Origin of the sequence: Priestia sp. YIM B13552 (assembly GCF_042787775.1) — a bacterium.
GTDB classification, from domain to species: Bacteria; Bacillota; Bacilli; order Bacillales; family Bacillaceae_H; genus Priestia; species Priestia megaterium_E.
Genome location: NZ_JBHZOU010000015.1, coordinates 17,864 through 41,332, shown reverse-complemented (window position 1 = coordinate 41,332; position 23,469 = coordinate 17,864). Strand labels below are relative to the sequence as shown.

Annotated in this window: 27 protein-coding genes, 6 tRNA genes, 1 rRNA gene and 2 other RNA genes; 10 read left to right on the top strand and 26 right to left on the bottom strand. The window is 39.2% G+C overall.

The window, feature by feature from the left end; all coding sequences use genetic code 11:
* Positions 1-8: 8 nt before the first annotated feature.
* Positions 9-992: an HD domain-containing protein gene (locus ACFX40_RS26970; RefSeq protein ID WP_377257290.1), complete on the bottom strand. Its 984-nt coding sequence runs from the start codon at positions 990-992 to the stop codon at positions 9-11.
* Between the two features lie 229 nt (positions 993-1,221).
* Here ACFX40_RS26970 and ACFX40_RS26965 point away from each other — a divergent pair, with 229 nt between their 5' ends.
* The gene (locus ACFX40_RS26965; RefSeq protein WP_060745132.1) at positions 1,222-1,602 is read left to right on the top strand and encodes a FixH family protein; all 381 of its coding nucleotides are present in this window, start codon (positions 1,222-1,224) and stop codon (positions 1,600-1,602) included.
* A 45-nt stretch (positions 1,603-1,647) separates the two neighbouring features.
* On the opposite strand, the gene ACFX40_RS26960 is transcribed toward ACFX40_RS26965, so the two are convergent.
* The 4 genes from ACFX40_RS26960 to ACFX40_RS26945 all read right to left on the bottom strand — a co-directional run bounded on the left by ACFX40_RS26960 (position 1,648) and on the right by ACFX40_RS26945 (position 4,588).
* Positions 1,648-2,025: a hypothetical protein gene (locus ACFX40_RS26960; protein WP_377257287.1), complete on the bottom strand. Its 378-nt coding sequence runs from the start codon at positions 2,023-2,025 to the stop codon at positions 1,648-1,650.
* A gap of 200 nt (positions 2,026-2,225) precedes the next feature.
* Entirely contained in the window at positions 2,226-3,593 is a 1,368-nt protein-coding gene (locus ACFX40_RS26955) for a nucleoside recognition domain-containing protein (RefSeq protein WP_028409533.1), read from the bottom strand.
* A gap of 13 nt (positions 3,594-3,606) precedes the next feature.
* The gene (locus ACFX40_RS26950) at positions 3,607-4,338 is read right to left on the bottom strand and encodes a FeoB small GTPase domain-containing protein (protein WP_377257284.1); all 732 of its coding nucleotides are present in this window, start codon (positions 4,336-4,338) and stop codon (positions 3,607-3,609) included.
* Positions 4,331-4,588: a FeoA family protein gene (locus ACFX40_RS26945; protein ID WP_013058246.1), complete on the bottom strand. Its 258-nt coding sequence runs from the start codon at positions 4,586-4,588 to the stop codon at positions 4,331-4,333. Before ACFX40_RS26945 ends, ACFX40_RS26950 begins: the two co-directional genes overlap by 8 nt.
* 431 nt (positions 4,589-5,019) lie before the next feature.
* Between ACFX40_RS26945 and ACFX40_RS26940 the strand changes: the two genes are divergently transcribed.
* On the top strand, positions 5,020-5,949 hold the full coding sequence (locus ACFX40_RS26940; protein WP_013084242.1) for a DUF3298 and DUF4163 domain-containing protein: 930 nt from the start codon (positions 5,020-5,022) through the stop codon (positions 5,947-5,949).
* 232 nt (positions 5,950-6,181) lie between these two features.
* Here ACFX40_RS26940 and ACFX40_RS26935 read toward each other — a convergent pair whose 3' ends face one another.
* A complete protein-coding gene (locus ACFX40_RS26935; RefSeq protein ID WP_098247867.1) occupies positions 6,182-6,349 on the bottom strand; it encodes a hypothetical protein in 168 nt (55 codons plus the stop codon).
* Between the two features lie 325 nt (positions 6,350-6,674).
* Here ACFX40_RS26935 and ACFX40_RS26930 point away from each other — a divergent pair, with 325 nt between their 5' ends.
* On the top strand, positions 6,675-7,055 hold the full coding sequence (locus ACFX40_RS26930) for a VOC family protein (protein ID WP_377257281.1): 381 nt from the start codon (positions 6,675-6,677) through the stop codon (positions 7,053-7,055).
* A gap of 79 nt (positions 7,056-7,134) precedes the next feature.
* Here the strand turns inward: ACFX40_RS26930 and ACFX40_RS26925 are convergent, their stop codons facing one another.
* Positions 7,135-7,518: a FixH family protein gene (locus ACFX40_RS26925; protein WP_013058250.1), complete on the bottom strand. Its 384-nt coding sequence runs from the start codon at positions 7,516-7,518 to the stop codon at positions 7,135-7,137.
* 205 nt (positions 7,519-7,723) lie between these two features.
* Entirely contained in the window at positions 7,724-8,071 is a 348-nt protein-coding gene (locus ACFX40_RS26920; protein ID WP_028409537.1) for a DUF6054 family protein, read from the bottom strand.
* 145 nt (positions 8,072-8,216) lie between these two features.
* Between ACFX40_RS26920 and ACFX40_RS26915 the strand changes: the two genes are divergently transcribed.
* Complete coding sequence (locus ACFX40_RS26915; RefSeq protein ID WP_377257278.1) at positions 8,217-8,636, top strand: MarR family winged helix-turn-helix transcriptional regulator; 420 nt, start codon at positions 8,217-8,219, stop codon at positions 8,634-8,636.
* 45 nt (positions 8,637-8,681) lie between these two features.
* Here the strand turns inward: ACFX40_RS26915 and ACFX40_RS26910 are convergent, their stop codons facing one another.
* Positions 8,682-9,845, bottom strand: coding sequence for a DUF4179 domain-containing protein (locus ACFX40_RS26910; protein ID WP_377257275.1), 1,164 nt, complete (start codon positions 9,843-9,845; stop codon positions 8,682-8,684).
* 19 nt (positions 9,846-9,864) lie between these two features.
* Positions 9,865-10,377: a sigma-70 family RNA polymerase sigma factor gene (locus ACFX40_RS26905; RefSeq protein ID WP_377257272.1), complete on the bottom strand. Its 513-nt coding sequence runs from the start codon at positions 10,375-10,377 to the stop codon at positions 9,865-9,867.
* 148 nt (positions 10,378-10,525) lie between these two features.
* On the opposite strand from ACFX40_RS26905, the gene ACFX40_RS26900 reads away from it, so the two are divergent.
* Together ACFX40_RS26900 and ACFX40_RS26895 are read left to right on the top strand one after the other, a co-directional pair.
* Entirely contained in the window at positions 10,526-11,539 is a 1,014-nt protein-coding gene (locus tag ACFX40_RS26900) for a S66 family peptidase (protein WP_377257269.1), read from the top strand.
* 142 nt (positions 11,540-11,681) lie between these two features.
* Positions 11,682-11,864: a hypothetical protein gene (locus ACFX40_RS26895; RefSeq protein ID WP_098432479.1), complete on the top strand. Its 183-nt coding sequence runs from the start codon at positions 11,682-11,684 to the stop codon at positions 11,862-11,864.
* On the opposite strand, the gene ACFX40_RS26890 is transcribed toward ACFX40_RS26895, so the two are convergent.
* Positions 11,839-12,192, bottom strand: coding sequence for a DUF4181 domain-containing protein (locus tag ACFX40_RS26890; RefSeq protein ID WP_025750793.1), 354 nt, complete (start codon positions 12,190-12,192; stop codon positions 11,839-11,841). The genes ACFX40_RS26895 and ACFX40_RS26890 overlap by 26 nt on opposite strands.
* A 193-nt stretch (positions 12,193-12,385) precedes the next feature.
* On the opposite strand from ACFX40_RS26890, the gene ACFX40_RS26885 reads away from it, so the two are divergent.
* On the top strand, positions 12,386-13,036 hold the full coding sequence (locus tag ACFX40_RS26885; RefSeq protein ID WP_377257265.1) for a DUF975 family protein: 651 nt from the start codon (positions 12,386-12,388) through the stop codon (positions 13,034-13,036).
* Between the two features lie 48 nt (positions 13,037-13,084).
* Here the strand turns inward: ACFX40_RS26885 and ACFX40_RS26880 are convergent, their stop codons facing one another.
* Positions 13,085-13,999: a DMT family transporter gene (locus ACFX40_RS26880; RefSeq protein ID WP_377257262.1), complete on the bottom strand. Its 915-nt coding sequence runs from the start codon at positions 13,997-13,999 to the stop codon at positions 13,085-13,087.
* Between the two features lie 513 nt (positions 14,000-14,512).
* Between ACFX40_RS26880 and ACFX40_RS26875 the strand changes: the two genes are divergently transcribed.
* A complete protein-coding gene (locus tag ACFX40_RS26875) occupies positions 14,513-15,358 on the top strand; it encodes a C40 family peptidase (RefSeq protein ID WP_014458946.1) in 846 nt (281 codons plus the stop codon).
* Between the two features lie 57 nt (positions 15,359-15,415).
* On the opposite strand, the gene ACFX40_RS26870 is transcribed toward ACFX40_RS26875, so the two are convergent.
* Positions 15,416-16,081, bottom strand: a complete 666-nt coding sequence (locus ACFX40_RS26870) for an MOSC domain-containing protein (protein ID WP_377257259.1) — start codon at positions 16,079-16,081, stop codon at positions 15,416-15,418.
* A gap of 433 nt (positions 16,082-16,514) precedes the next feature.
* Here ACFX40_RS26870 and ACFX40_RS26865 point away from each other — a divergent pair, with 433 nt between their 5' ends.
* Positions 16,515-17,690 (top strand): NupC/NupG family nucleoside CNT transporter, encoded by a 1,176-nt coding sequence (locus ACFX40_RS26865; RefSeq protein ID WP_025750788.1) that lies wholly within the window; start codon positions 16,515-16,517, stop codon positions 17,688-17,690.
* A gap of 342 nt (positions 17,691-18,032) precedes the next feature.
* On the opposite strand, the gene ACFX40_RS26860 is transcribed toward ACFX40_RS26865, so the two are convergent.
* The 12 genes from ACFX40_RS26860 to ACFX40_RS26805 form a co-directional block, all read right to left on the bottom strand.
* Positions 18,033-18,123 (bottom strand) — tRNA-Ser (locus ACFX40_RS26860).
* Positions 18,124-18,235: 112 nt separating this feature from the next.
* A tRNA-Arg gene (locus ACFX40_RS26855) sits at positions 18,236-18,312 on the bottom strand.
* 9 nt (positions 18,313-18,321) lie between these two features.
* Positions 18,322-18,406 (bottom strand) — tRNA-Leu (locus tag ACFX40_RS26850).
* Between the two features lie 10 nt (positions 18,407-18,416).
* Positions 18,417-18,493: transfer RNA gene (locus ACFX40_RS26845), tRNA-Met, on the bottom strand.
* A gap of 18 nt (positions 18,494-18,511) precedes the next feature.
* Positions 18,512-18,604 (bottom strand) — tRNA-Ser (locus tag ACFX40_RS26840).
* Positions 18,605-18,619: 15 nt separating this feature from the next.
* Positions 18,620-18,696: transfer RNA gene (locus tag ACFX40_RS26835), tRNA-Ile, on the bottom strand.
* Positions 18,697-19,036: 340 nt separating this feature from the next.
* Positions 19,037-19,888: a tyrosine-type recombinase/integrase gene (locus ACFX40_RS26830; protein ID WP_377257256.1), complete on the bottom strand. Its 852-nt coding sequence runs from the start codon at positions 19,886-19,888 to the stop codon at positions 19,037-19,039.
* Between the two features lie 125 nt (positions 19,889-20,013).
* Positions 20,014-20,129, bottom strand: a 5S ribosomal RNA gene (gene rrf, locus ACFX40_RS26825).
* 53 nt (positions 20,130-20,182) lie between these two features.
* Positions 20,183-20,447: signal recognition particle sRNA large type (ffs, locus tag ACFX40_RS26820), an RNA gene on the bottom strand.
* A 13-nt stretch (positions 20,448-20,460) separates the two neighbouring features.
* A non-coding RNA gene (gene ssrS, locus ACFX40_RS26815) (6S RNA) lies at positions 20,461-20,649 on the bottom strand.
* A 329-nt stretch (positions 20,650-20,978) separates the two neighbouring features.
* Complete coding sequence (locus ACFX40_RS26810; RefSeq protein WP_230933247.1) at positions 20,979-21,158, bottom strand: small acid-soluble spore protein H; 180 nt, start codon at positions 21,156-21,158, stop codon at positions 20,979-20,981.
* A gap of 526 nt (positions 21,159-21,684) precedes the next feature.
* A complete protein-coding gene (locus ACFX40_RS26805) occupies positions 21,685-21,945 on the bottom strand; it encodes a hypothetical protein (RefSeq protein WP_252123625.1) in 261 nt (86 codons plus the stop codon).
* A gap of 356 nt (positions 21,946-22,301) precedes the next feature.
* Between ACFX40_RS26805 and ACFX40_RS26800 the strand changes: the two genes are divergently transcribed.
* Entirely contained in the window at positions 22,302-22,469 is a 168-nt protein-coding gene (locus ACFX40_RS26800) for a hypothetical protein (RefSeq protein WP_377257253.1), read from the top strand.
* Positions 22,470-22,600: 131 nt separating this feature from the next.
* Here the strand turns inward: ACFX40_RS26800 and ACFX40_RS26795 are convergent, their stop codons facing one another.
* Entirely contained in the window at positions 22,601-23,449 is an 849-nt protein-coding gene (locus ACFX40_RS26795; protein WP_264388310.1) for a sialate O-acetylesterase, read from the bottom strand.
* Positions 23,450-23,469 lie beyond the last annotated feature (20 nt).

Here is a 23,469-nt window from a genome sequence, read left to right as displayed (position 1 = left end):
GATTCCCTTTATAACGGAGCCTGAATGTTGAGGTATACTCCTTTTTCTATCTTTTGTTTTGCTTGTTCTATTAGTCTTTGAGCAGTAATAGATAGTTTGGATACAGGAACGACTTGTTCTGAAACGACAACAAGAGGATCAACCCAGCGCATTTTTGTCGTTTGGTGAACATCGTGACAAGAAGCAGTGCCTGTTTGTACTTTGCTGTTAAAAAGAGCAGATAACATCCCTTCAATGCTGCTATCTCCAGCGTTTTTCAGCAGCCGAACCACATCGTCATCCTGCTTTAAAAAATCTTCTATAGATAAAATATCTTTTTGCAAAGCCAGCTTGATAATTTCCTTCAGCTGATGATTTCCAAACATATTAAACGGATTCATAAAAAAGCCAATCACTTCTTTGTAGTAAGCATCTAGAAACCACTCTGCCGCTGCTAAATTACTGCACGCCATTTGTCCATTAAATACGACAAGCTGATCCAAAAACGCATGCACTTCTTGTAAAGTAATCTCCCCGCATACGTACAAATCCCGCAGCGTATAATCCACGCGGTCAGCGCATAAGTGCGGAGCGTTCTGTTCGAGCAGCGTCCACTGGCTTTCATCAAGCAAGATATCTCGCCAGTTTAAACCAGCGCTTTTTAAAATAGGAGGAATAGACGACCCGGTCACAATTTGTTCGTAAATCATTTCATGATAATTTTCTTCTTTCTGTTCCAAAACATAGTCAATCACATGAGAAAATGCCGTATGTGAAACGTCATGTAATAAAGCCGCTATTTGCTCTTCCAAAGAGCCTCCGAGTCTATTTACAAGCATCATCGCACCAACGGAATGATCATATCGAGTAGTATTCCAGTTTTCATTTACAAACCGGCTCGCTCCGCCTTGGTAAATTCCTTTTAGACGCTGTACGGGATCACTTTGAATGAGTTCTAAAAGAACACCGTCTGCTTCAAATTTCCCGTACAGCTCATCGTAAAGTATGAGCATATTTCTCTCTCCTTTTACTAGCTTATTATGTTTAATCCTAAGCTCAAGACACAATGCTGTAAAGTCGTGTTGCGATCGCAAACTATTTTTGTAACAAAACGTTCAAGTTTCTTGCCGTCACACTCATAAAAATCACTCATTGGGATGATTTTATTTTGTGACTTCAGTGATAAAGTTTTATGGAGAAATTTATTTAATAATAGGATATAAGCTAAAAAAGGAGATATTTATGAAAAAGCTTAGCATGCTGCTGCTCGTTTTAGTCATTGCCGTGGTCGGCTGTTCAAAAGGAAATGAGCAGCAGTCACAGGAAGTAAAAGGAACAATTGAAGTGCCGCAAACTATTAAAGAAAACGAACAAACATCTATTAACGTACTCGTTACACAAGGAGATAAAAAAATCGAAAATGCAGACGCCGTACAGATTCAAGTTGAAAAAGAAGGCTATATTAACCAGGAAATGATCGATGCAAAACATCAGGATAACGGCGCATACAGCACCGACTATACGTTCAAAGACGACGGCGAATATACGATTACTGCTCATGTGACGATAAAAGGCGACATGAAAATGTTTACGAAAAAAGTGACGGTTGGCGAGAAAAAGTAAATAGCCTATCAAAAAGCGACCTCTGCTTGTCAAAGGTCGCTTTTATTATTCCTTTGATTCTTTAATACGGTCAAGATACTGCTTCGCATGAAGCAAACCAAGATTTTTTTCTTTTCGTATGTATTTAATAGCCTGCACATCACTTCGCTCATTCATCATCATCAAATTGACTCTGTTTTCAAAAGCCTCGTCTTTCTCTATTTCTAGCTGCTTCCACTCTTCATCTAAATCACGTTTAGGTGTTTTGAGCAGGAATATCACGAGTATAACAAGAACGCTGCTTGTGGTGATATAAAGCCAAAGCCAATCGAGAAACCAGCTGTTAATCACATTCACTACGATGAGAATGGTGAAACAAGAGTATAGCCTTGTTTGATACTTATTAGCTTTTTTTGAATCTATTTTATTAGAAAATATCCCCACGTTCAGCCTCCTTTTAGCATTTCATTGGCGCTTTTTTCTATTAATCTCTTTTGTGCATGAAGCAAATCTATATCATACAAATTACCATTTCCCCTAAAAAATATCAATTAATCTTACATTATAAAACTGAATATCTAGTTAATTAACAACTCATAAAAAAAGCAGGGCTCTTTTCAAAGCCCTGCACTTTTATTTCATATTTAAATAAGGTTAAACGCTTTTACCACTTGAGCAACCGCAAACGTAACCCCAATCGCAATCACTGTTGGAATCGCAAAGGCAAGAAACGTCCACTTGACATTTTTGGTTTCTTTATAAATATTCACAAGCGTCGTTCCGCATGGAAAATGCAGGAGCGAAAACAGCATCATATTAAGAGCCGTTAGCCACGTCCAGTGGTGATCAAGGAAAATTTGTTTGAGTCTTGTTGCATCTTCAATTTCAATTAATGAACCCGTTGATAAATACGCCATCAGTAGAACCGGTACAACAATTTCATTAGCCGGCAAGCCAATAATAAAAGCAGCTAATATATACCCGTCTAGCCCCAGCGTCTTGGCAAACGGATCAAGAAACTGAACGAAGTGCATTAAAATACTTGTGTCACCGATATAGATATTAGCCAATACCCACGTTAACACCGCTGCGGGTGCTGCAACAATAATCGCGCGTTTTAACACAAACAGCGATTTATCCAGCGTCGCGCGCACAATCGTATCAACAAATTTCGGCTTGCGGTAAGGCGGAAGCTCTAGCGTATAGTGTGTTGGTACTCCGCGCAGCGCCGTTTTAGACAGTGCCCACGATACGAACAGCGTCACCACAATTCCAAATAACACCGTTCCCACTACAACAAGAGCCGTTACGAAAGTTTTAGCACTTCCTGTAAAACCGGTCGCCATAAATAAAGAAGCTAACAAAATCAGCGTAGGCCATCTGCCGTTACACGGAACAAAGTTATTTGTTAAAATCGCCATCATACGTTCACGCGGCGATTCAATAATACGAGTCGACATAATCGCTGCGGCGTTACATCCAAACCCCATCGCCATGGTTAGTGACTGCTTGCCGTGTGCGCCTGCTCGTTTGAACAGACGATCCATATTAAACGCTACGCGAGGCAAGTAGCCGTAGTTTTCTAAAAGCGCAAACACCGGGAAAAAGATGGCCATCGGAGGCAGCATCACGCTAATAACCCATCCCGTACCTCGAAACAGTCCTAGTACAAGAATTCCGTGCAGCCATTCTGGTGCATGCATCGCTTGAAAGAAAGCTGTTAAGTACCCTTCCGCCCAGCCAAAACCTTGTGCGATTAATCCAGAAGGAACGTTTGCGCCGGCTATGGTGATATAAAAGATGACCGATAAAATGCCAAGCATAATTGGAAAGCCCCAAATTGGCGAGGTAAAGACTTTATCTAGCTTTTCTGTGCGCTGAAGCTTTGAGCGGTCTTCGTACACAACTGATTTTTTACATATTTGCTGCGATGACTTGTAAATGCTTGCGACCATATTGGAACGATGATCTTTTTCTTTTGCCTGCTGGGCATAGCGCGTTAGCTGTTCCATGGCTAATGAGTTTTCAGGGGTTAACGGATTTCCCATATGCGCTGTTCCTCCTTTCTGTGTGACTGATATCTTGCTGCTGACGCTGCTGAATGGTTTCTAAAAATGACGTGTCTCCATCAAGAACCCGTAAAGCAATCCAGCGTAGAGGAAATTGATTTCCCACAATAGAAGCGACTTGAGGTTCTAGCTCCTTTAGTGATGCTTCAATTTCTTTTGTGTACTGCACCTGGTAAGGATTAAGCTTTACTTGGCCTCGCACGACTCCTTCAATTGCATCCAGCAAATTCGTAATTCCTTTTTTATTGCGAGCTGATATAGGTACAACCGGTACGCCTAACGATTCAGCGAGCTTTTTTTCGTTAATTACAATTCCTTTTTTCTTTGCTTCATCCATTAAGTTCACGCAAATCACGACGTTTTCAGTCATCTCCATTACCTGCAGCGCTAAATTAAGATTTCGCTCCATCGCCGTTGCATCCACCACAACAACCGTAACGTCAGGTCTTTCAAATAAAATATAGTCACGCGCTACTTCTTCGTCCGCTGAGTTTGAATAAAGTGAATACGTTCCAGGTAAATCAACGATTGTATAGAGCTGCTGGTGATATTCAAATGTCCCTTCTGCTTTAGCTACGGTTTTTCCCGTCCAGTTTCCCGTATGCTGCTTAAGACCGGTCAAGCTATTAAATAACGTACTTTTTCCAGTGTTCGGATTTCCTGCTAGTGCAATACGATACTCACTCACCGTCGTCACCTACTTTTTTTACATAAATTTTTGAACTTTCTTCTTTTCTGAGACCAATCGTTGTATGACTGACTTGATAAGCAACAGGATCTCCTAACGGGCTTTTTTGAAGCACTTTGATAATTGCTCCTGGAATAAATCCTAAATCTAACAAGCGTCGCTTCAAGGCACCTTCGATTTCGATTCGCTCTAGCTGTACCGTTTCACCTGTCGTAAATGTAGACAATGGATAATTATTTACACTAGCCATCTATTTTTCGTCCCTTCTCATTTTTTACCTAAGGTTATGTTTTTTTCATCAGACCAACTTTTAAGGTAAAAAAAATATGCTCGTTGATTTTTAATAGGGTATTCTGCTGGTGCAGAAAAATGAACATGTCAGCATCATTTATTTAAAATTTTCAGTTTTTACTTGTCATGATACCGAAAGTTTACCACAGGAAACTTTTTTAGTCTAGGGTAAAATACTGTGTTTTTTCTTATTTCTACTTAAGGCATAAAGTGCGCCCGCTATTTTATTTAATCATTTAATAAGAGGAATCAAGTCGAAAAATAATTTAGTAAACACAAATTAACAAAAGTAAAAAACTGTAAAAATATGCTATACTAGTGAATGGGTTTTTTTGAAAATAAAGTATTGATTAGCTTTAAAACCTCAAAAAATCACTTTAGGGGGCTTTTATGAAAAGGTTCAAAAGAGTTAGCGCAGTTGTTTTAGGTTTGGCTTTGTTATTCTCACCGCTTGCTCCGCAAACAGTTGCAGAAGCAAAAGTCGTGTGGGGGAATCAGGAACTGGTTAAAGGGCAAATAGGACGCGTTACCGTTTTAAAGAACACGAATCTTTACAACATTAAAAACAACAAGTTAGTAGCGGCTAGAAAAGTGACAAAAGGGCAAGTATTCCGCGTGTATTCTGAGTCCAGCAAATTTGGTGGTCTGTATGGGGTATCAAAGGGTACCTATGCTCAGAAGTCATCAAGTATTAAGTATGAAAAAGCACCTAGTGACAAAATTCAAGCACTAGGAGTAACGGTTACGAAGAAATCTTTAGCAAGCAACATTAGCTATCCGCAGGTATCCGGCCTTATCAATAAACCATTTGAGGCTAGCTATAATCGAAAGTTTTTAAACATTGCGAAAGAAGCACAAAAAGAACACAACGAGCTAAAAGAACAAGAAAAGGAAGACCGCAAAAACGGCTGGGCACCAGGTCCTTATTCTCGTAATATGACATACTCTGTACCTTACAACCAAGATAATATTTTAAGTGTTGCTATTACGAATGATGCGTACGCTGGCGGCGCTCACGGCAACGCTTGGATTGATACTTATAATTACGATTTGTTGAAAGCTCGACAAATTAGCTTAAAAGATATTATTAACAACAACACTAAGTTGAATAAAGTTAATAACTATATTCGTAATGAAATGATTGCTCGTAATAAAAAAGGTGCTCAGTTCTGGGTTAATGAATTTAAGTCTGTAAACTTAAAAGAAGATCAGTTTTACTACACAAGTAGCGGCATTGCCATTATATTTGGTGAGTATGAGTACGGCCCGTATTCTAACGGCATTCATACGTTTAAAATTCCGTCCAGCGTTTATAAATAAGATAATCGTATAAAACAAAAAAGAAGCTTACGAATCATCAGTTCATAAGCTTCTTTTTCTTTTTTTCTGCAAAATAAGCGGAGCAAAAAAGAAAGTTTATTCCTAATCCCCTTCCCTTTTACCATCATTTTTTCGGATATTGCAGAAAATCAAATTATACAGCCATGGAAGAACTCAGGGCTGCCTACATTACGCTGCTGATAGCCGAGGAGAACTGCTTTTTGAGGTATTTTTATAGTGTTTGAAAAAGAGAAATGGTCAGAACTAACGTCAGCAAGGAGCCTGCGGATGTTAACATCATTATTTTTCGGTTACTCTGATTCTTTTCAGGTTTTAAAAACTCTTGAATTGCTGCAAACCAGACAACAAAAGTGATTAAAGAAAGTATCCCCATAGACATACGAGCCTCTCCATTCATATATGTATTTAAATTTTTAACACATCTAATTAACAAACTTTCCAGACCAAGTTACTAAAATAAATGCCACTCCTTATCCAATATTAACATAAAACCCCATAACCCTTTAATGCATTGTGTAAAACCACAATATTTAAAAAAACAGGCCCTTTATAAAACACTCTTTTGAACTGAAAATAGACATACAGCTGTCCTTGTCTATTCTCCACTTTACAAATGATATACTTGCTTATAGAAAAACCTCTCAGATCTCATCAAATACTTACTCTATCTTCGAAGAAAGCTCACATTGTTAGGAGGAAGCGACATGATTAAAAAATTAGACCATTTTGTACTAACGGTAAAAGACATTGAAAAAACGACTCACTTTTATACGGTTATTTTAGGCATGCAAAAAGAAACGTTCGGAGAAGGAAGAATAGCGCTTCGTTTTGGTGAACAAAAAATAAACTTGCATCAAGCAGGCCATGAATTCGAGCCAAAAGCAAAGCACCCTCTTCCGGGTTCCGCTGATTTATGTTTTATTACAGAAGAAAAAATCGAAAGCGTAATTAGTCATTTACAAAAACATGATGTAGAAATCGAAGAAGGACCGGTAAAACGAACAGGTACTATAGGCCCTATTGTTTCTGTTTATATTAGAGATCCTGATTACAATTTGATTGAGCTATCGAACTACTTAGATTAAAGCCATCTTACTAAAAAAGAGAATGCACGAGGCATTCTCTTTTACATGGCTATATAAGCCCCTTCTGCAACTATAAGCTTTACTCTTTAGACTTACCTACCTCTACTTTTTTCGTAAACATTTTCATGTCACCGTCTACCGTCACGTGAGCGGTAATCATATATTCGCCGTCTTCTTTAAACGTATAGTCCGTGCTGTATACACCTTTTCCTTCGTGCGGTGCTTTTGTCATTTCTTGATTGATGTAGCCTTCTTTTTCAACTTGGAACTGTACGTCATCGGCGTTTTCCACTTTTTTATCTCCTTGCGTCACAAGGACTTTAAGCTTGACTTGTTCATTTGCTTGAATTGATTCCGGTACTTCAATCGTTCCTTTTACTTCTTTTGAACTTGAATCATTTCCTTTTGAACAGCCTACTATAGCTATCATTAAAACAAATAATACGATGCTGAGTTTTTTCATTATGTTGTTCTCCTTTGTTATGTAAATGTGAAGTCTTCCTGCAATTTCATATTATACTCATTTATCCGGTAAAAAGAGAAAAAATGCTTATTGTCCACATAAAGTTCTTATTTCTACAGTAGCTTTTGCATCTTTTCATTTCTCTACTCACCCTTCGCTTCACAAAAAAAGCTGAAGAAGCTCATTGCCTTCCCTAGCTTTGCCTTTATCTCTGCGGTTCTTCTAACGTGTATGATGAGAGGGCGTTTTCTACCCATCGTACAAAATCTTTGCTTGCTCCCCAATCAATATTTAATATCCCTTCTGCGCTTCCTGAAGGAATACACTTTACTTTATTTGGACCGGACACATTTTCTAAAATAATCGTTAGTGATCCCCTGCCGCCGGTGCGGAAAAAATAGCGTTCAAACACAAGCGTACACATCTGCTTGCCGTCTCCGAGATCATAATATTCTTTGTATAATAAGTCACTTTCCGAATTATTTGCATTCACAAGCTTTTTTGCTCCATCAAAAGGAAGCAGCGTCGTTTTAAACTCAATTACCTTTTCCATCACTCAAGCCCCTTTCTATCGCAACAGATATGTACTACTTCTCTTTTTCCCACTAAAAAACCTGCCGCTTCTCTTTATGTACAATCAATATGGTACAATAGAAGAAAAAGAATTGTTTGAACGGAAAAAGGAGCATGCAACCTCTATGAATACACGAGATCAACTTATCCAAAATGTGGTTTCCACGATGCGAAACCAAACGAAAAAAATGCAGCTATCGGTTATCCCCACTTTAAAATCATATATTCCTTTAAATGAATTTTTAGCGCTTCGCCTGCTGTATAAAGAAGGCAATCATATCGTTTCTGAAATTGCAGAGCATATGCACATCTCAAACAGCAGCATGACGTGCGTCAGCGACCGTCTCATGGAAAGAGAATTTGTCACGCGCGTACGCAGTCAAAAAGACCGCCGCGTTGTCTACTTATCCATTACGGATAAAGGAAAAGCGTTTGCAGAAGAAATGGAAAAAGTACTCACCAAAGAATATGGTGAAAAGCTTAGCCATTTTACGGATGAAGAATTACGGACGTTTCTTCGCTTGTTAAATAAAATGGATATCTAATAAAAACCAGATGCACGCTAAGCAGGCATCTGGTTTTTATTTTGGTTAGTTGTTGTTTACCTTTAAATTAAAGGCGTCCGAGGTTAAATCTTTTGAATTGTCGTTTTCGTAATCACTTACATACGGAACAAATCGCAGCATAACCACTCCTTTGTCATTTCGGTACTCTTCGTCCATTTCTATCACTCTGTCTGTTCCGCCTCCACTGCCGCTTTCAGAAAGATCTCTTCCATTTTGGTCTTTTATTTTTACGCCCACGTTCGTTCCATGATTGATGCTTCCTGTTGACGATGTAAACGTATAGTGCAGCTTAATCGAAACAGGCGATACGCGAACTTCTTTGATGGACAATACGCCTTCTATTCCATTTTCGTTAATCGGAATTTCTTTGTTTAACGGATACACTTTTGTGTCAGCAATAATTTTCGAGCCGTTTACGCTTGTATGCACGGTCCAATTTCCTTTAATTTCTCCGTAGGAATCCCGGTAGTTCCCGCTTTTCGTCTGAGCAGGATTCTTTTCAAATTCAAGGCTTGTGAACTGAGCGCTGATTTGATAGTTTTTATTCGGATCAATATGATCTAGCACATTGTAGCCTTCCACATCGATTTTCCCGTCTCCGTTCGTGTCCGCTTGCGTTAGTTTTAAAGCGTACAGATAGTTCCAGCTTCCGTCTTTATTTTTGATTGGTTCCTCTCTAATACTTGAAGCGGAATCAAAAAACGACATGTTGCCAATTTTCACGCGCAGCTCTCCTGGTCGAATTGGCGCGTTTCGATTAAGACCTAGTGCAGTTCTTCTAAATTCATCTGCGCTAATCGTCAGCCCAAGCAGCACCTGTCCGTCATCAAGCATCATTTCATTTACTTTTACTTGAATGCCTTGGTCCGTTGCTGTTTCATTTACCGTTTTTTTGTAGCTGCTCAAGCTGCCTTCAGGCTTGTTCATAAGCAGCTCGATTTGCTGGCCAATTTGCTGACTGATTCGCACAGCCGATGCCCATACCGTTTCGTTTTGCATCATCACAGGCGTCACAGCAAGCAGCAGCACCGCAGCGGCGATCAGCGGACGCGCTTTTTTTCGAGTCGGCTTTATGTCACGCTTTAAACGTTTTTTCATACGCTTTTTCTCGCTTGCCGTTAGCTCAATTTCTTCATATTCATCAAAATCTACAGAAGATCCATTTAATAAGTCATATTGATTTTCCATCTTTGTCCCTCCTTATTTCTTATTTGAAAATCGCTTTTAATTTTTTTCGTCCGCGCGACAGCCGGTTGTATAAATTGCTGATGGTAGTCTGCTGTGTTTCAGCAATTTGCTTCAGCTCAACTTCCTGTAAGTAATACGCTTTAAACAGCTCGCGGTCTCCTTCGCTTAAGTGATCTAAAAGTTCTTCCACGTCGTCTGTTTGAATGTTATGAGCTTCTGACGTTTCACCCACTCCCGCTTCGCTAAGCGATTCGTACTGCGTTTTTATGTATTTGCGTCGATAGTCAATGGCTTTGTACTTCGCAACAGCTGCAACCCAATTTTTAAACGTATTTTTCTCCGGATCAAAGCGATCAATATGATGCCACACCGCTAACAATATGTCGTTTACACACTCTTCCTCGTAGCTTTTCAGCGTGCCTAAATGCTTGCGTACAATGGCCGTAATTAACCCTCCGTACTGATCGATCAACAGCTCTAATCCTTTTTCTTTTTTTCGCGTTATACACGTAACAATCCAGTCATCTTCCATGACATTGCTCCTTTCCGCTTGCTTTTACATCTATTAATACGAATTCTTTTTACAAAACCTATCAATCTTCCTAAATCAAATGAAAAATAAGCTTGTTCCGTATTTCTCTCGCTGGTAAAATAAGCTAAAACCTTTGAAGGAGGCCGCTATGATTACCTATCCTTTTTTTACATCCAACCCAACCATCGGCATAACCGCACCCTCTTCTGGTGTACCAAAGCCTCTTCATTCCATGTTTTCTTTATCGTGTGAACGCATGAAAGAAAAAGGCTTTTCTGTTATACCGGGCGAAACCGTGTGGACGCAGCATAAAGCAAAATCCGCTTCTCCTAAAAAACGTGCAAATGAGCTTCAAGCCATGATTGCTGATGAAAACATCGATATCATTATTCCTCCTTGGGGAGGCGAGCTGCTGATTGAAATTCTTGAACATCTAGACTTTACAAAATGGACAGCAAAATGGGTGCTTGGCTATTCTGACACCAGCGTTCTTTTGCTGGCTATTACACTTAACACCGGGATTGCAACGGCTCATGGAACCAACTTTGTGGACTTGCGAGGAGAGCACTGGGATCCAACGACTGCGATGTGGCAGCAGGTGCTGACGACCCAAAAAGGAGAAAGCGTGGCTCAAGTTTCTTCTGATCACTATCAAAAAGAATGGCAGCATGACAACCCGTCACCATGCGTGTTTTATTTAACCGAACAAACCACTTGGAAGCATACAGAGTTAAGCGACGTGCACATCAAAGGGCGTCTTCTCGGAGGATGTATTGACGTGATCAGGCACTTAGCGGGAACTCCTTTTGGAGATGTAAAAACGTTTAGAGAAACATACATTCCTGCTGAGCCGGTGATTTGGTACTTTGACAACTGTGAACTCACGACCGCTGACCTTCGTCGCTCACTTCTTCAGCTTAAGCTAGCGGGCTGGTTTGATAACTGCTCAGGTATTTTATTCGGCAGAAGCAGCGCTAATAAGCCCGTTGATTCCTACACCGCTGAAGACGTGTATCATGACCTTGCCTCTGATTTACATATTCCAGTTATCTATGACATCGACTGCGGCCACCTCCCTCCTCAGCTCACGCTTATTAACGGCGCGTATGCTCGTGTTAACGTAAAGAAAAATAAAGGCACAGTCGTTCAATACTTTACGTAAAAAAAGAAGCTTGTATAAAAGTAGTTTGATTAAAGGAAGATCCGAACGAACTTGATTTTTGATGGAGAATCAAATTCGTTCGGGTTTTTTTATGGGTATGGTGAACGTAGGCTTGTTTCATATATGCAGGTGTTTCTAGTGGTTGATTGGAAGGCAAGACGAAGACTCCTGCGGGAAAAGCGGGACAGGTGAGACCCCGCAGGAGCACACGCGACGAGGAGGCTCACCGCCCGCCCGCGGAAAGCGAAGTCTTGCACGGAAATCAACAGCGGTTTATTTCGTTATGTCTAAATCTTATTTTACATATCTGTCATCAGTAATATAAACGTCCCAAATAAGAAAAAAGTTGCGCCAAACCACGAGTGGTAGTGCTCTTTTTGCTTTCTTTCAAACTTCCATTCTTCGAAACCTCGAATTACGTAGAGGAGAAAAAAGAAAAGAAACATAAAAACCGAGGTGTAGGCTGGAGGTATAACGAAGATGAGCACTAAAAACGAAGCAAGCATCACCATTTCAATTGTGACAAACAGCGGACGCCTTCCTTTAAAACTTCTCCAATAGCTTTTTTTCATCTTTGTATGGAGCTTTTTTCGCATGACAAGATCCAGAAAGATATAAACAACTGCCAGAATCAACAAATACACAAGCGTCATTTTCATTCCTCCTTCCGATCGAAAATATCCTTATACTTCCATTTTAAAGAACTTTCCACAAATTTCAAGCTTCTAAAAAATCTTTACACAACTTATTAGTGCAAGCATTCATATATTCAAAAATCGCTAATATATTGACTAATGTACAGGTTGAATTCTCTGTATAAACTCACCTAGAGGGGGACATCAAGTTATGAGAATAAAAGAAGTGAAGCAAGATGCACTCGCAGCGCTGAAAAACCGCTGGGGATTTGCCGTACTGCTTACGTTCGTTACGTATCTAATTGCTGCCGGTATTCCAGGACTTATTGACTTTTTAATCAACGGATTTCCAAGCGGGTCTGAAACCGAATACTCTCAGTCTACCTTAGCTAATATTGTATCCCTGCTGCTCGTACCGCTCTTTTTCTCTTACTACTGGGTACTACTGCGTCTGGTGCGAGGAGAAAGTGTACGTGTAGGAAACGTGTTTGATTCGTTTTCATGTGCGGGATTATATTTTAGAACCCTCGGACTTTACTTACTAACGATTATTTATACCGTGCTATGGAGCATTTTATTAATTATTCCCGGCATCATCAAAAGCCTTGCCTATTCACAGGCTTACTACGTATTCCGCGATAACCCCGATTATTCAGTCAACCAGTCTATTACTGAAAGCAGACGGTTAATGAACGGCTACAAGTGGACCTACTTTTTACTGGTTTTAAGCTTTATCGGCTGGGGAATTTTAAGTATGATCACGCTTGGCATTGGGTTATTATGGCTCGTTCCGTATATAACGACTTCGCTTGGCGTATTTTATGAAAAGCTAAAAGCAAATGAAACTGAAGTCGCTGAATAAACGAAAAACCGTATTCGAGTTGCGAATACGGTTTTTTTATGGATAGCTTCACGCTGCCTGGTCTCCTCCATCAGAGGGCTTTAACTTTTGATTCTTCGCTTTTTTATTCACTAAATAAATACTGATAATAATAAGCACCAGCCCTATAAAAAGTGACGACGTAAACGGTTCGTCTAAAAAGAGCGTTCCAATGACAATTGAAATAATCGGAACAAGAAAATTAAAGGACGCCACTTTGCTGGCCTCTCCTCTACTGATTAAATAAAAATAAATGAGCCACGCAACGGCAACGGAAAACAGTGCTAAAAATAAAAGCAGCAGCATAGATGATGAATTCCACACCATATGAGACCATCCTTCCACTCCGCTTCCGGCTGCTGTCATAACCACTCCGCCGACAAGACTTTGAACGGTAATAAGCCAAATGCCATCTACACTGTCGCTAATACGCTTGATATAAACGGTTCCAATCGCCCAGCTCAGTGCCGTAAGGACAGCTAGAAAAATTCCAACGGCTGAAGCATTAGCAGATAGTTCTCCCGTGCTGATGGTAGCTACACCTACAAAGCCAAGAAGCAAGCCCCCTATCTTCACAGCGCTCATGCTTTCTCCAATCCACAGCCATGCAATGATACCGATGAGCACCGGCTGCAAGTAGACAATAACGCTGAAGACCCCTGCTGGCATAAACATAAGTCCAATCGTTTGCAGACCGTAGAATAAGATTGAATTAAATAGACCTGACACCATATATTTACGCCAGTTTTGCTTCCAGTGAAGCTGCTTATATCTTGGCAGTGCGACTGCTAATAAGATGATTCCCGCACTTAATGACCGCAGTCCAGATAACAAAATAGGCGATGAATAGCCAAGCGCCAGCTTCGACATCGGCCACGTTAATCCCCAAATCAATACGAGAGCAGCTAAAAGAATTCCATTAATAAAAGATGATGACTGTTTCATACAACAACCACTCCTACCTATATGAATGTAAATGACTCACGCGTTCATTCCTCCTTGTATACTACGCTTCTTTTTTGCTCACTTCAATTGCACGCTTTTAATGTACTTCATGTATAGCAGTTATAGTAACTGGGTTTCTATTATGACAGCTTATCTTTCTTCTCTATGTGCTCATCCAGAAAAAATAAAGTGCATCGCTAGTGACGATATCACTTTTATCTATAGCTTTTATACATCCCAAAAGCCTTGAAGCCATTCAGCTGCTGGGTTTCTGCTCCCATTTTTCATTTAGCTTACATATTTTCTAATAAATCTATGAATCTCCTAAACATTTCTACCTAGATAAATTGTCAGAATTATTACAGAGAAGGTGACAATTCTACTTATATCGCCCTTTAATATTAAAACTATGTTACAAAATGTCGTAATTTGGAATTAGATGTTTACTTTTCCTGTCAGGATTGATAGACTCACACTTGTGAATAAAACAAGTTATGGAAAGGGAGAAAGAACATGCTAAAGAAAGCAAATCGTACAGTTATGAATATGGGGTTAGCAGCATTACTTGTTCCCGCTGCCCTAACATTTAGCACAACTTCAGCAAGTGCTAATGACGGAGGCGCTGCACCAGCACCCGTACAAGAAAAGGTAACGCCAAGCGTACCTCAACAACAAGCAACTACTACTACTAATCAAAAAGTCATCGTAAACGTGAGTGCGTTAAATATTCGTCAAGGAGCTAGCTTTTCATCTCCAGTCGTTGGAACTGCAACACAAGGTCAAGAGTTTGCTATTTTAAAAGAAGCAAACGGCTTAGTTGAAATTGCACCAAACAAATGGATTTCAAAAAGCTCAAGCTACGTAACAATTGCATCAGGTAAACCAAGCGCAAGCCAAGTAAAAGGTGTAAGCACATCAACTCCTTCTACTTCTACAGCATCTGCATCTACATCCGCAGCAAAAGAAACTAGCACACCAGCACCTGCTCCAACAACAAGCACGGCTTCTGGAAGCACAGTAAATGTTGCACGTAGTTTAGTAGGATCACCTTACCAATGGGCAGGAAACACACCAAGCGGATTTGACTGCTCAGGCTTTATCGCATACGTGTTCAACCATAGCGGTCACAGCATTTCACGTACAAGCGTAGCCAACTACTGGAACATGGCGACAAAAATTTCGTCTCCACAACCAGGCGATCTAGTATTCTTCCAAAACACATACACAAGCGGCCCATCTCACATGGGAATCTACATCGGAAACGGCCAAATGATTCATGCTGGTTCACACGGTGTAGCTGTAGCTGACCTAGATGTTTCTTATTATCAAGATCATTTCTTAGGATACGGACGCTTCTAAGAAAAAAATGCCCTCTAATCGTTAGATACGTTCTAACGATTAGAGGGCATTTACTTTTTATCGCTGCGCGACGGAAAGCGCCTTTTGAATGCGCGTTTGAAATTTATGCTTCCAGTCTTCAGCCAGCTCAGCCACTTCTAAAGCCCGCTGCATTCCTTCTACATCTTTTGAGCGATGGAAATATAAATCAAGCGTAAACCAAACGGATACTTGGTTTGGATGAGCTTCAATCAATTTCACTTCCGCATCTTGCGTAATCGTACCTTCTTTCAGCACGCGGCAAAGATAGCCGGTATAGCTTGTCTCAATCATTCGTTTTAAAATTCCTTTAACGCCCGTTCTCTTTGTAATTGTGTCGCATGGATTTCGACCTTGCGTCACTTGAATAACGGCGTCTCCTACTTGATAAACGTCTCCAATGCATACTTCTTTTTCAAGCATGCCTGCAACAACAAGATTTTCTCCAAACGCAGACATGGGGAGCTCCGTATCAAACTCTTCGTTCCATTTCTTATAGTGCTCATACGGATATACGCACACCGCACGATCCGGACCGCCGTGATACTTTAAGTTCGCTACGCCGTCACCTTGAAACCCTTCTTTTGCTAAAAATGTTTCGTCTACTTGCTTCTTGCATATGCCTGTACGCATTTCTTTATCAGGACTGTAAGCCATTTGTTCAGGCATTCCGGTTGCTAAATGAATTATTTTACGTTCATTCATTTGTACCTCTCCCTTCCCCTTTTTCCCTTACTAATTACGTCATATTTTACCACATTTTAAAGATGGCGTTCTTATCTTTTGTGTATCCCACTAAAATCTTGGCAATATCATGAAAGTTTAAAAAATATTTCACAATTATATTAAAAATATCTTCATTTCCTCTTTTTCTTTTGTTCGAAATGATTTAAGATAGTAGAGGCTGTCGAAATATAAGTTATTATGTCAGCTCTGCATGTTTCTTTACATAATAGCACATAGTAAATATTATTTTACAATTACGTCATTTTTTACAATGGCCTAAAAAATTTTGCCCATTTTTAACAAAATTGGCGTAAAAGTTCCGTTTTTGTATAAAATAGAGGCCGATTTACATAGTCATTTCTATGCACGTCCCTCTTTTATAAATATAGAATACATGTAAGGAGAAAAGTAAATGTCAATTTTAATGGGAATTATCGGGATTGTAATTATCTTAGCAGTTGCATTCCTCATGTCGAACGACAGGAAACTTATCAACTATAAAGGCATCGCAGTTATGCTGGTTATCCAGCTTGCTATCTCTGCTTTTATGATGAATACATCGATTGGTCGCAAGGTGCTTGACTTTATCACAAGTGTATTTACAAAGATCTTATCATTTGGTAACGACGGAATTTCGTTCGTGTTTGGAGATCTTGCAGGAAAAGGCATTTTCTTTATCCAAACGTTAGTTATGATTGTATTCGTTTCAGCATTATTAAGTATTTTAAACTACTCTCGTATTTTACCCTTTGGGATCAAATATATCGGAGGACTTGTTTCAAAAATTACGGGACTTCCCCAAATTGAAAGCTTCACAGCCGTGAACGCAATGATTTTCGGTGATACAACGGCGCTAATTGCGGTGAAAAACCACATCGGGGGTTTAACACCAAACCGTTTATTTATCGTTACAACAACGTCTTTAGTATCCGTTTCTTGTTCGATTCTAGGCGCGTACATGCAGATGATTCCGGCGGAATACGTCTTAATTGCCCTTCCGCTAAACGTATTCTCTGGCTTAATCGTTTCTTCTATCGTTGCACCAGTAAAAGTAGAAGATGAAAACGAAGTGGATATCAAAGCACCTGCTAAGCAAGGCACGCTGTTTGAAGCAATCGGCGACGGAGCACTAGACGGTGGACGCGTTGCGTTAATCGTAGCAGCGATGCTTGTAACGTACGTTGGTCTTTTAGCATTAGTGAACTACGTCTTAAACGGCGTCATCGGATTAACGGTTCAAGACATTTTAGGCTATATCTTCTACCCAATTGCCTTTATCATGGGTATTCCGGCAGACGAACTAATGAGAGCCGGCGGCGTAATGGGAACAAAAGTAGTAGCAAACGAATTCGTTGCTATGCTTGACTTCCAAAAAATGATGCCTCACCTTTCTGAAAAAACAGTTGGTATCGTATCAGCTTACTTAATCTCATTTGCCAACTTCAGCTCAATCGGTATCGTTCTTGGTACGATCCAAGCAATCAACGGTGAACAAGCTTCACGCGTTGCCAAGTTCGGCTTGAAGATGCTGTTAGTCGCTACAATGGGCTCGATTTTAACAGGTATTATGGTTGGATTGTTTATTTAATGAAAAAGCACTCACTTGTGGTGAGTGCTTTTTTTGTTTGGTTGTTCTTTTTGGGTTATAGCTGGAGCGTTTCTACAATGTTGAAATTTATTAAATATCTCTGTTGACATACTCCGAGTTATAGGCACTATTATCAAATGCTTTTTATCTTCATTCTAATAACATTTAAATTAGTTTTACATATTGGATTAAAGCAATATCTCTTATCCAATAAAAAGACAGCTTGCTTTATCAGCAAACTGTCTTTTTTGTAATGACCCGTCCGGGATTCGAACCCGTGTTACCTTTTTAAAAGGACAATTTCTCGACCACTCGGTCAACGGATCAGATAAAATTATAAAATGGCAGAGAAGAAGGGATTCGAACCCTCGCACCGTGTTAACGATCTACTCCCTTAGCAGGGGAGCCCCTTGAGCCACTTGGGTACTTCTCTGTATGGATCTCCCACTGAGATACTGTGGAATAATAGTAGGCCTAAGTGGGCTTGACACCGACCTTACGCTTATCAGACTTGGGCTCTACCAAAATGAGCTGCTTCCCGTTTATGGCGCGCCCGAGAGGAGTCGAACCCCTAACCTTTTGATCCGTAGTCAAACGCTCTATCCAATTGAGCTACGGGCGCTTCCTAAAATGGTGCGGATGAAGGGACTTGAACCCCCACGTCATAAGACACTAGATCCTAAGTCTAGCGCGTCTGCCAATTCCGCCACATCCGCATGTGAAAAATGGTTGCGGGGACAGGATTTGAACCTGCGACCTTCGGGTTATGAGCCCGACGAGCTACCGAACTGCTCCACCCCGCGATAATAATAAAGAGACAATGGAAGAGGAAGAGGGATTCGAACCCCCGCGGGCTTTGACACCCCTGTCGGTTTTCAAGACCGATCCCTTCAGCCAGACTTGGGTATTCCTCCATATTTCAGATTCAATGGTGGACCTTGTAGGACTCGAACCTACGACCGGACGGTTATGAGCCGTCTGCTCTAACCAGCTGAGCTAAAGGTCCTTTCTAAGTTCTCTCTTAGAATGTGGAGACGGCAATCGGATTTGAACCGGTGATAAAGGTATTGCAGACCTTGACTATGCCACCAATAAGTATGAAAATTATTTATAGTCAGTCACATTTATCCGTATGCTACCCCTTCATATGAAACATGCACTAGTAAGTTAATAATTAATATTTGTTTCGCTACCAACAAAAATTATTGTACCTTATAATTTCGTAGAAGTCAACATCTATGTAAATTGTGTTTTAATACTTAATTTTGCAATTATTAAGTAGGAACATACACCTAAATAAAAAAACTCTGTAACAAGAATCATGATTCTTGTTACAGAGCTTATTTTTATAAAAAGGTTTGCGTAATCGCATTTTCTAAATCTCTTGTAGAAGATTTTAGGTATCGTTTTGTAACATTCACATCAGAATGGCCTGCTAATTCGGCAACTGTTGCAATATCTATCCCTTTCTTAACTAACTCATGACAGAAAGTATGGCGTAATTTATGAGGATTTACATTATATTTTTTTAACATGTACTGAACCGTACGTGCAGACATTCTTCTATCAAAATTAGAGACAAATAAAGCTTCATGATTAGAATCAAGTGAATCAATATATTTCTTTAAACTATTTCTTGCTTCTGTAGAAAGAGGAACAAGTCGCTTTTTAGACCCTTTAGCATTACGGATAATTAAAAAACCGTCAGATTTTTTAATCTTTACGTCTTTATGATTCAAAGCACAAATCTCTGATACTCGAATCCCTGTATGTAATAAAGTATATACAATAGCAATATCACGAAGGTTTCCCTGTTGCTTTACTTCAGATAAAAGGCGCTCACGCTCACTTGCTTCTAATGACTCTGGTACAACCTCGTTATTTTTCTCTTTTTGTTTACGTTCAATATTTTGAACAATTTCTGGTTTTTCAAGAAAGCGTGCAAAAACGCTAATTGTGACAAAAGCTTTTTCTATAGTCGACGCACTTTTATTATTAGATTCAAGGTTAATCATATAAGTTTGGACATTATTTCTTGTTACTTTCTCTAAATGTCTACCTTCACTTAGAAGCCATTCATGAAATTGGTTTAGCACTGCTCGATAGGTTTTAATCGTATTATCAGATTTGCCTGATTCTATTAACCATCGGCTAAAGTCATCAATCAACGGAATAACTTCTAGGCTATTTTTTTTCACTCTAAATCCTCCTACATATACTAATAAATTACATAAAACATACCATTTAATTTCGTAGAAATCAATTTAAACGAAATTAATATACAAAAAAACAGCCCATCATTGATATGATGGGCTGTTTTTTTGCCTGACAACGTCCTACTCTCACAAGGACAAAGTCCCCACTACCATTGGCGCTAGAGAACTTAACTTCCGTGTTCGATATGGGAACGGGTGTGACCTCTCTGCTATCGCCACCAGACCTATTAAAGATAGTTTTCTTAACACTAAATAAAAATTGCTAAGTAAAAAACACCGTGCACCCGTCATTGACATGATCAAATAAGCGTTACTTGTACAGTTAGCTCGACCGGGCTGTGCTGCAACACACAGAAGAATCTACTTATGGCTGCTTCCTTCCGGACCTGACCATGTTCATAGGTTTCTGTTGTGCAGGACCTAGTTGTCAACACCACTTGTCCAAGTCAGACCTTACCTGACTCATACCTCTGTTAGGAATTAAACCCTGCTAAGGCGGATTGCAGGTTACAGGGCACCGCCATCTCCCCGTCTAGCACGGTATGTATAGTTAAGGGATTCCCACCTATGTCGTCCTCCCAATCTGTTTTGTGAACCCGCGATCTCGCAGGTGGGTTTCCGCATATTAACGTTCCAGCGATCCTGTGTCAAAGACAGGCATGGCATCAGTCAACAAATGTAGGAATCCCAAATAAACAGTACGGTTCAAAACAAATAGGGCATAACGTGCATCGTAGGATAAGTATTTAATGTGTTTATTGATGATATAGATTATCCTACAATAAAATTTCGTAGAAGTCAACATAAGCGAAAAAATAACTCCTAACCCTCAATGTTTTCTTATTTGCTTGATTTTCTGTTGTTGGGAAGGGATTCCTTTGAAAGGTGGAAGTTATAAGGAGTGGTGTTTCATTATATTGAGTCCTCCACTTAAAAGTGAAGTTCATTACGATTAGATTTTTATACATCCTTGATCTGACAACACTTTTCTGATGCGGTTATTTTTCTTCTTATCCTATGGGAGAAAAATAAAAAAGCCTACATAAAACGGCTTTTTTATTCTAAGAGTAAATTATTGTTCTGTTAGTTCAGTTATAGAAACACTTTGCTTATTAGTTGGTTCATCCAGGTTATGAATTGTAGCTACCCCATTTTGTTGGTCTACATGCTCAATGTAAATGCTTTTCCCGTTATGTATGACATTGGCCATGTCCACTGAATCGGCAATTTCTTGTGCTCTTTGTGCATCCATCTTTATCTAGCCTCCTTTTTATTTATGACAGTGAAAGTATTTGTTTTTAATTAATTTTTATGCATTTAATTCCTCTATATAAAACCAATTTTAATTTTTCAACTGAGACATTAAGCAGTAAAAAAGCTATCTCATTCATAATTTGAGATAGCTTTTCATTTTATTATTTAGTTTAATCTTCTTCTGGAATCTTAATTAAAATGGCTATAGCTATTGTTGCCAAAAATATAACCCCTAAAGTTAGCAATAGACTCGTACTCATATGCCTCATCTACCCTTCTCTCTTCATCCCTATGATTCCATTTTAGCAGAGGAAATTAGGTAATAAAACTGGAAATGATAGCGTTTTACTAAAAATTTTATACATGTTAAAATAATGTAGTTGTTTTAACTCAACCAACGTATTCAACTTTTTGCTTGAATAGAGCAAGCTACCTCTTTCCTATTTTGGGGTAGCTCTTTTTTTATCGTGATAAAATAAAATGTTGTTTTGGATCTATTTCTTCCTACCTTCGGTTTACATTCGTTATTTACGCATCTGTTCAATCTCTTCTTCTGTAAGCTCCGTTAATTCAAATATTGTTTGATTATCCATACCTTTTTGCAGCATTCTTAATGCTACTCTCTTAATAGCTCTTTTTTCTCCTTGCTTTTCAGCTTTTTTTAATGTCAATGTTTCATCTACTTGGAATTCCTGTTTTACTTCATAAGTCATTAACATTTGTGGATCCTCAGTTACACGTGCCCATTCATTCATCGCATTTTTCAACGTTTGATCTTTCTCCATTACAACTTCCTCCAAAAATGAGTAAAATCTTCATCTCTTGACACATTAAACAACAATAATTGTTTTACTAATTATGTGTCCTTTTTACGATACTATTCTCACCTATTCCAAAATCAAATTAATCCCATAAAGCTTGTCCGTCCACCCTAAAACTAAAAAAGAGTAATTACTGCATTAGGTGAGGTGTAAGTAGTAATGTAAGATGTGCTCGGTTGTTTATATGCCGGGGTTAGCTTGGTGATCAATAGGGTTTTGATTCAGAAGCAACTAACAAATTATTTATTTAATTTATATGTTTTTTCTTATAGTTGCACATATTAAAAACAATACTGAATGAAAGCGAGATGAGATAAGTAATGTCAAAACAAGGGACACAGAAAAAGAATCAAACAAGAGAGCAAGTAGAGAAGCAAGTAGAGAAGCAAGATAAAAGAAATGATGTTGAATTAGGCAATGAATTTCAAACTGGCAACACAACTTCCCAGAGCCAGAAAAAAAGTGGACGCCAAGTGAATAAAAAATAAAATTAACCTTTCGAGGATAATAAAAAACCTCCGTTCAAATTTATGACTTGAACGGAGGTTTCTTTTATGGAATGAAGAAGACTTATATGGAAAATAGGCACCAAGCTAAAGAGAATGGGATTAATTTTGCTTTACTTACTTTCATTAATAGTAGAGATATTAATAGAAAACTCCTCAAAACTTACTTGTCCCAAGGCAAACTTCATACTTTCAACAAATATACGTTCATTTTTAGTTAGTTCACGCTTTGCTTCCTTTTCAATCCATTCATGCTCAACGTCTAAAACATCTAACACATGCTTTTGTTTTGAAAAAGCCTCATAATATCTTAATCCAAATTTTCTTTGAGAGACGGCATCAATATGAATGCCATCTGGATTTGCTGTTAAGCCTGTTGATGTTACAAAATAACAACTTTTTTCTGTGTGGGCGACTTTAGATAATATCTCGTTGATTTGTTTATATTCTACAGCGCTTTTTCCAAATCCCACATCTCCAAGGTAATGTCCCAACTCACCGATAACAATCGGGATATCTGGTACATTCAATTCTTCTCTCAAATGTTTAAATAACGAAAGCAATTTATCTTCATACATCTTATAACGTTCTCCGTAACTGTCGCTTTCTCCTTGATGCCACAGAATTCCCACTAACTCACTTGTTTCCATTGCGAATTTCGCTTCAGAAATCGCGTGTCTTGTTAATAGTCCGTCAATTGTCCACTCATCAATTGAGCTTCCTCCCTCGGCACATGGTATTAACCCAATGGACTCGCCAGGATGATCCTCTGTCCAAGCTTGAGCAAAAGAGGCTGCCGGCCCAACACCAGATATGTGACGATCAAAATTAAGTGGTTCTGCCATCGTTTGCCATCTACCGTTTCTCAACATATGTATATGCTCATTGTAAATCGGCGGTACATCCTCAATAAATCCTCTGCCTGCCATATTTGATTGTCCAATTAACAATACAGATTTCATAGAAATACCTTCTTTCTCTT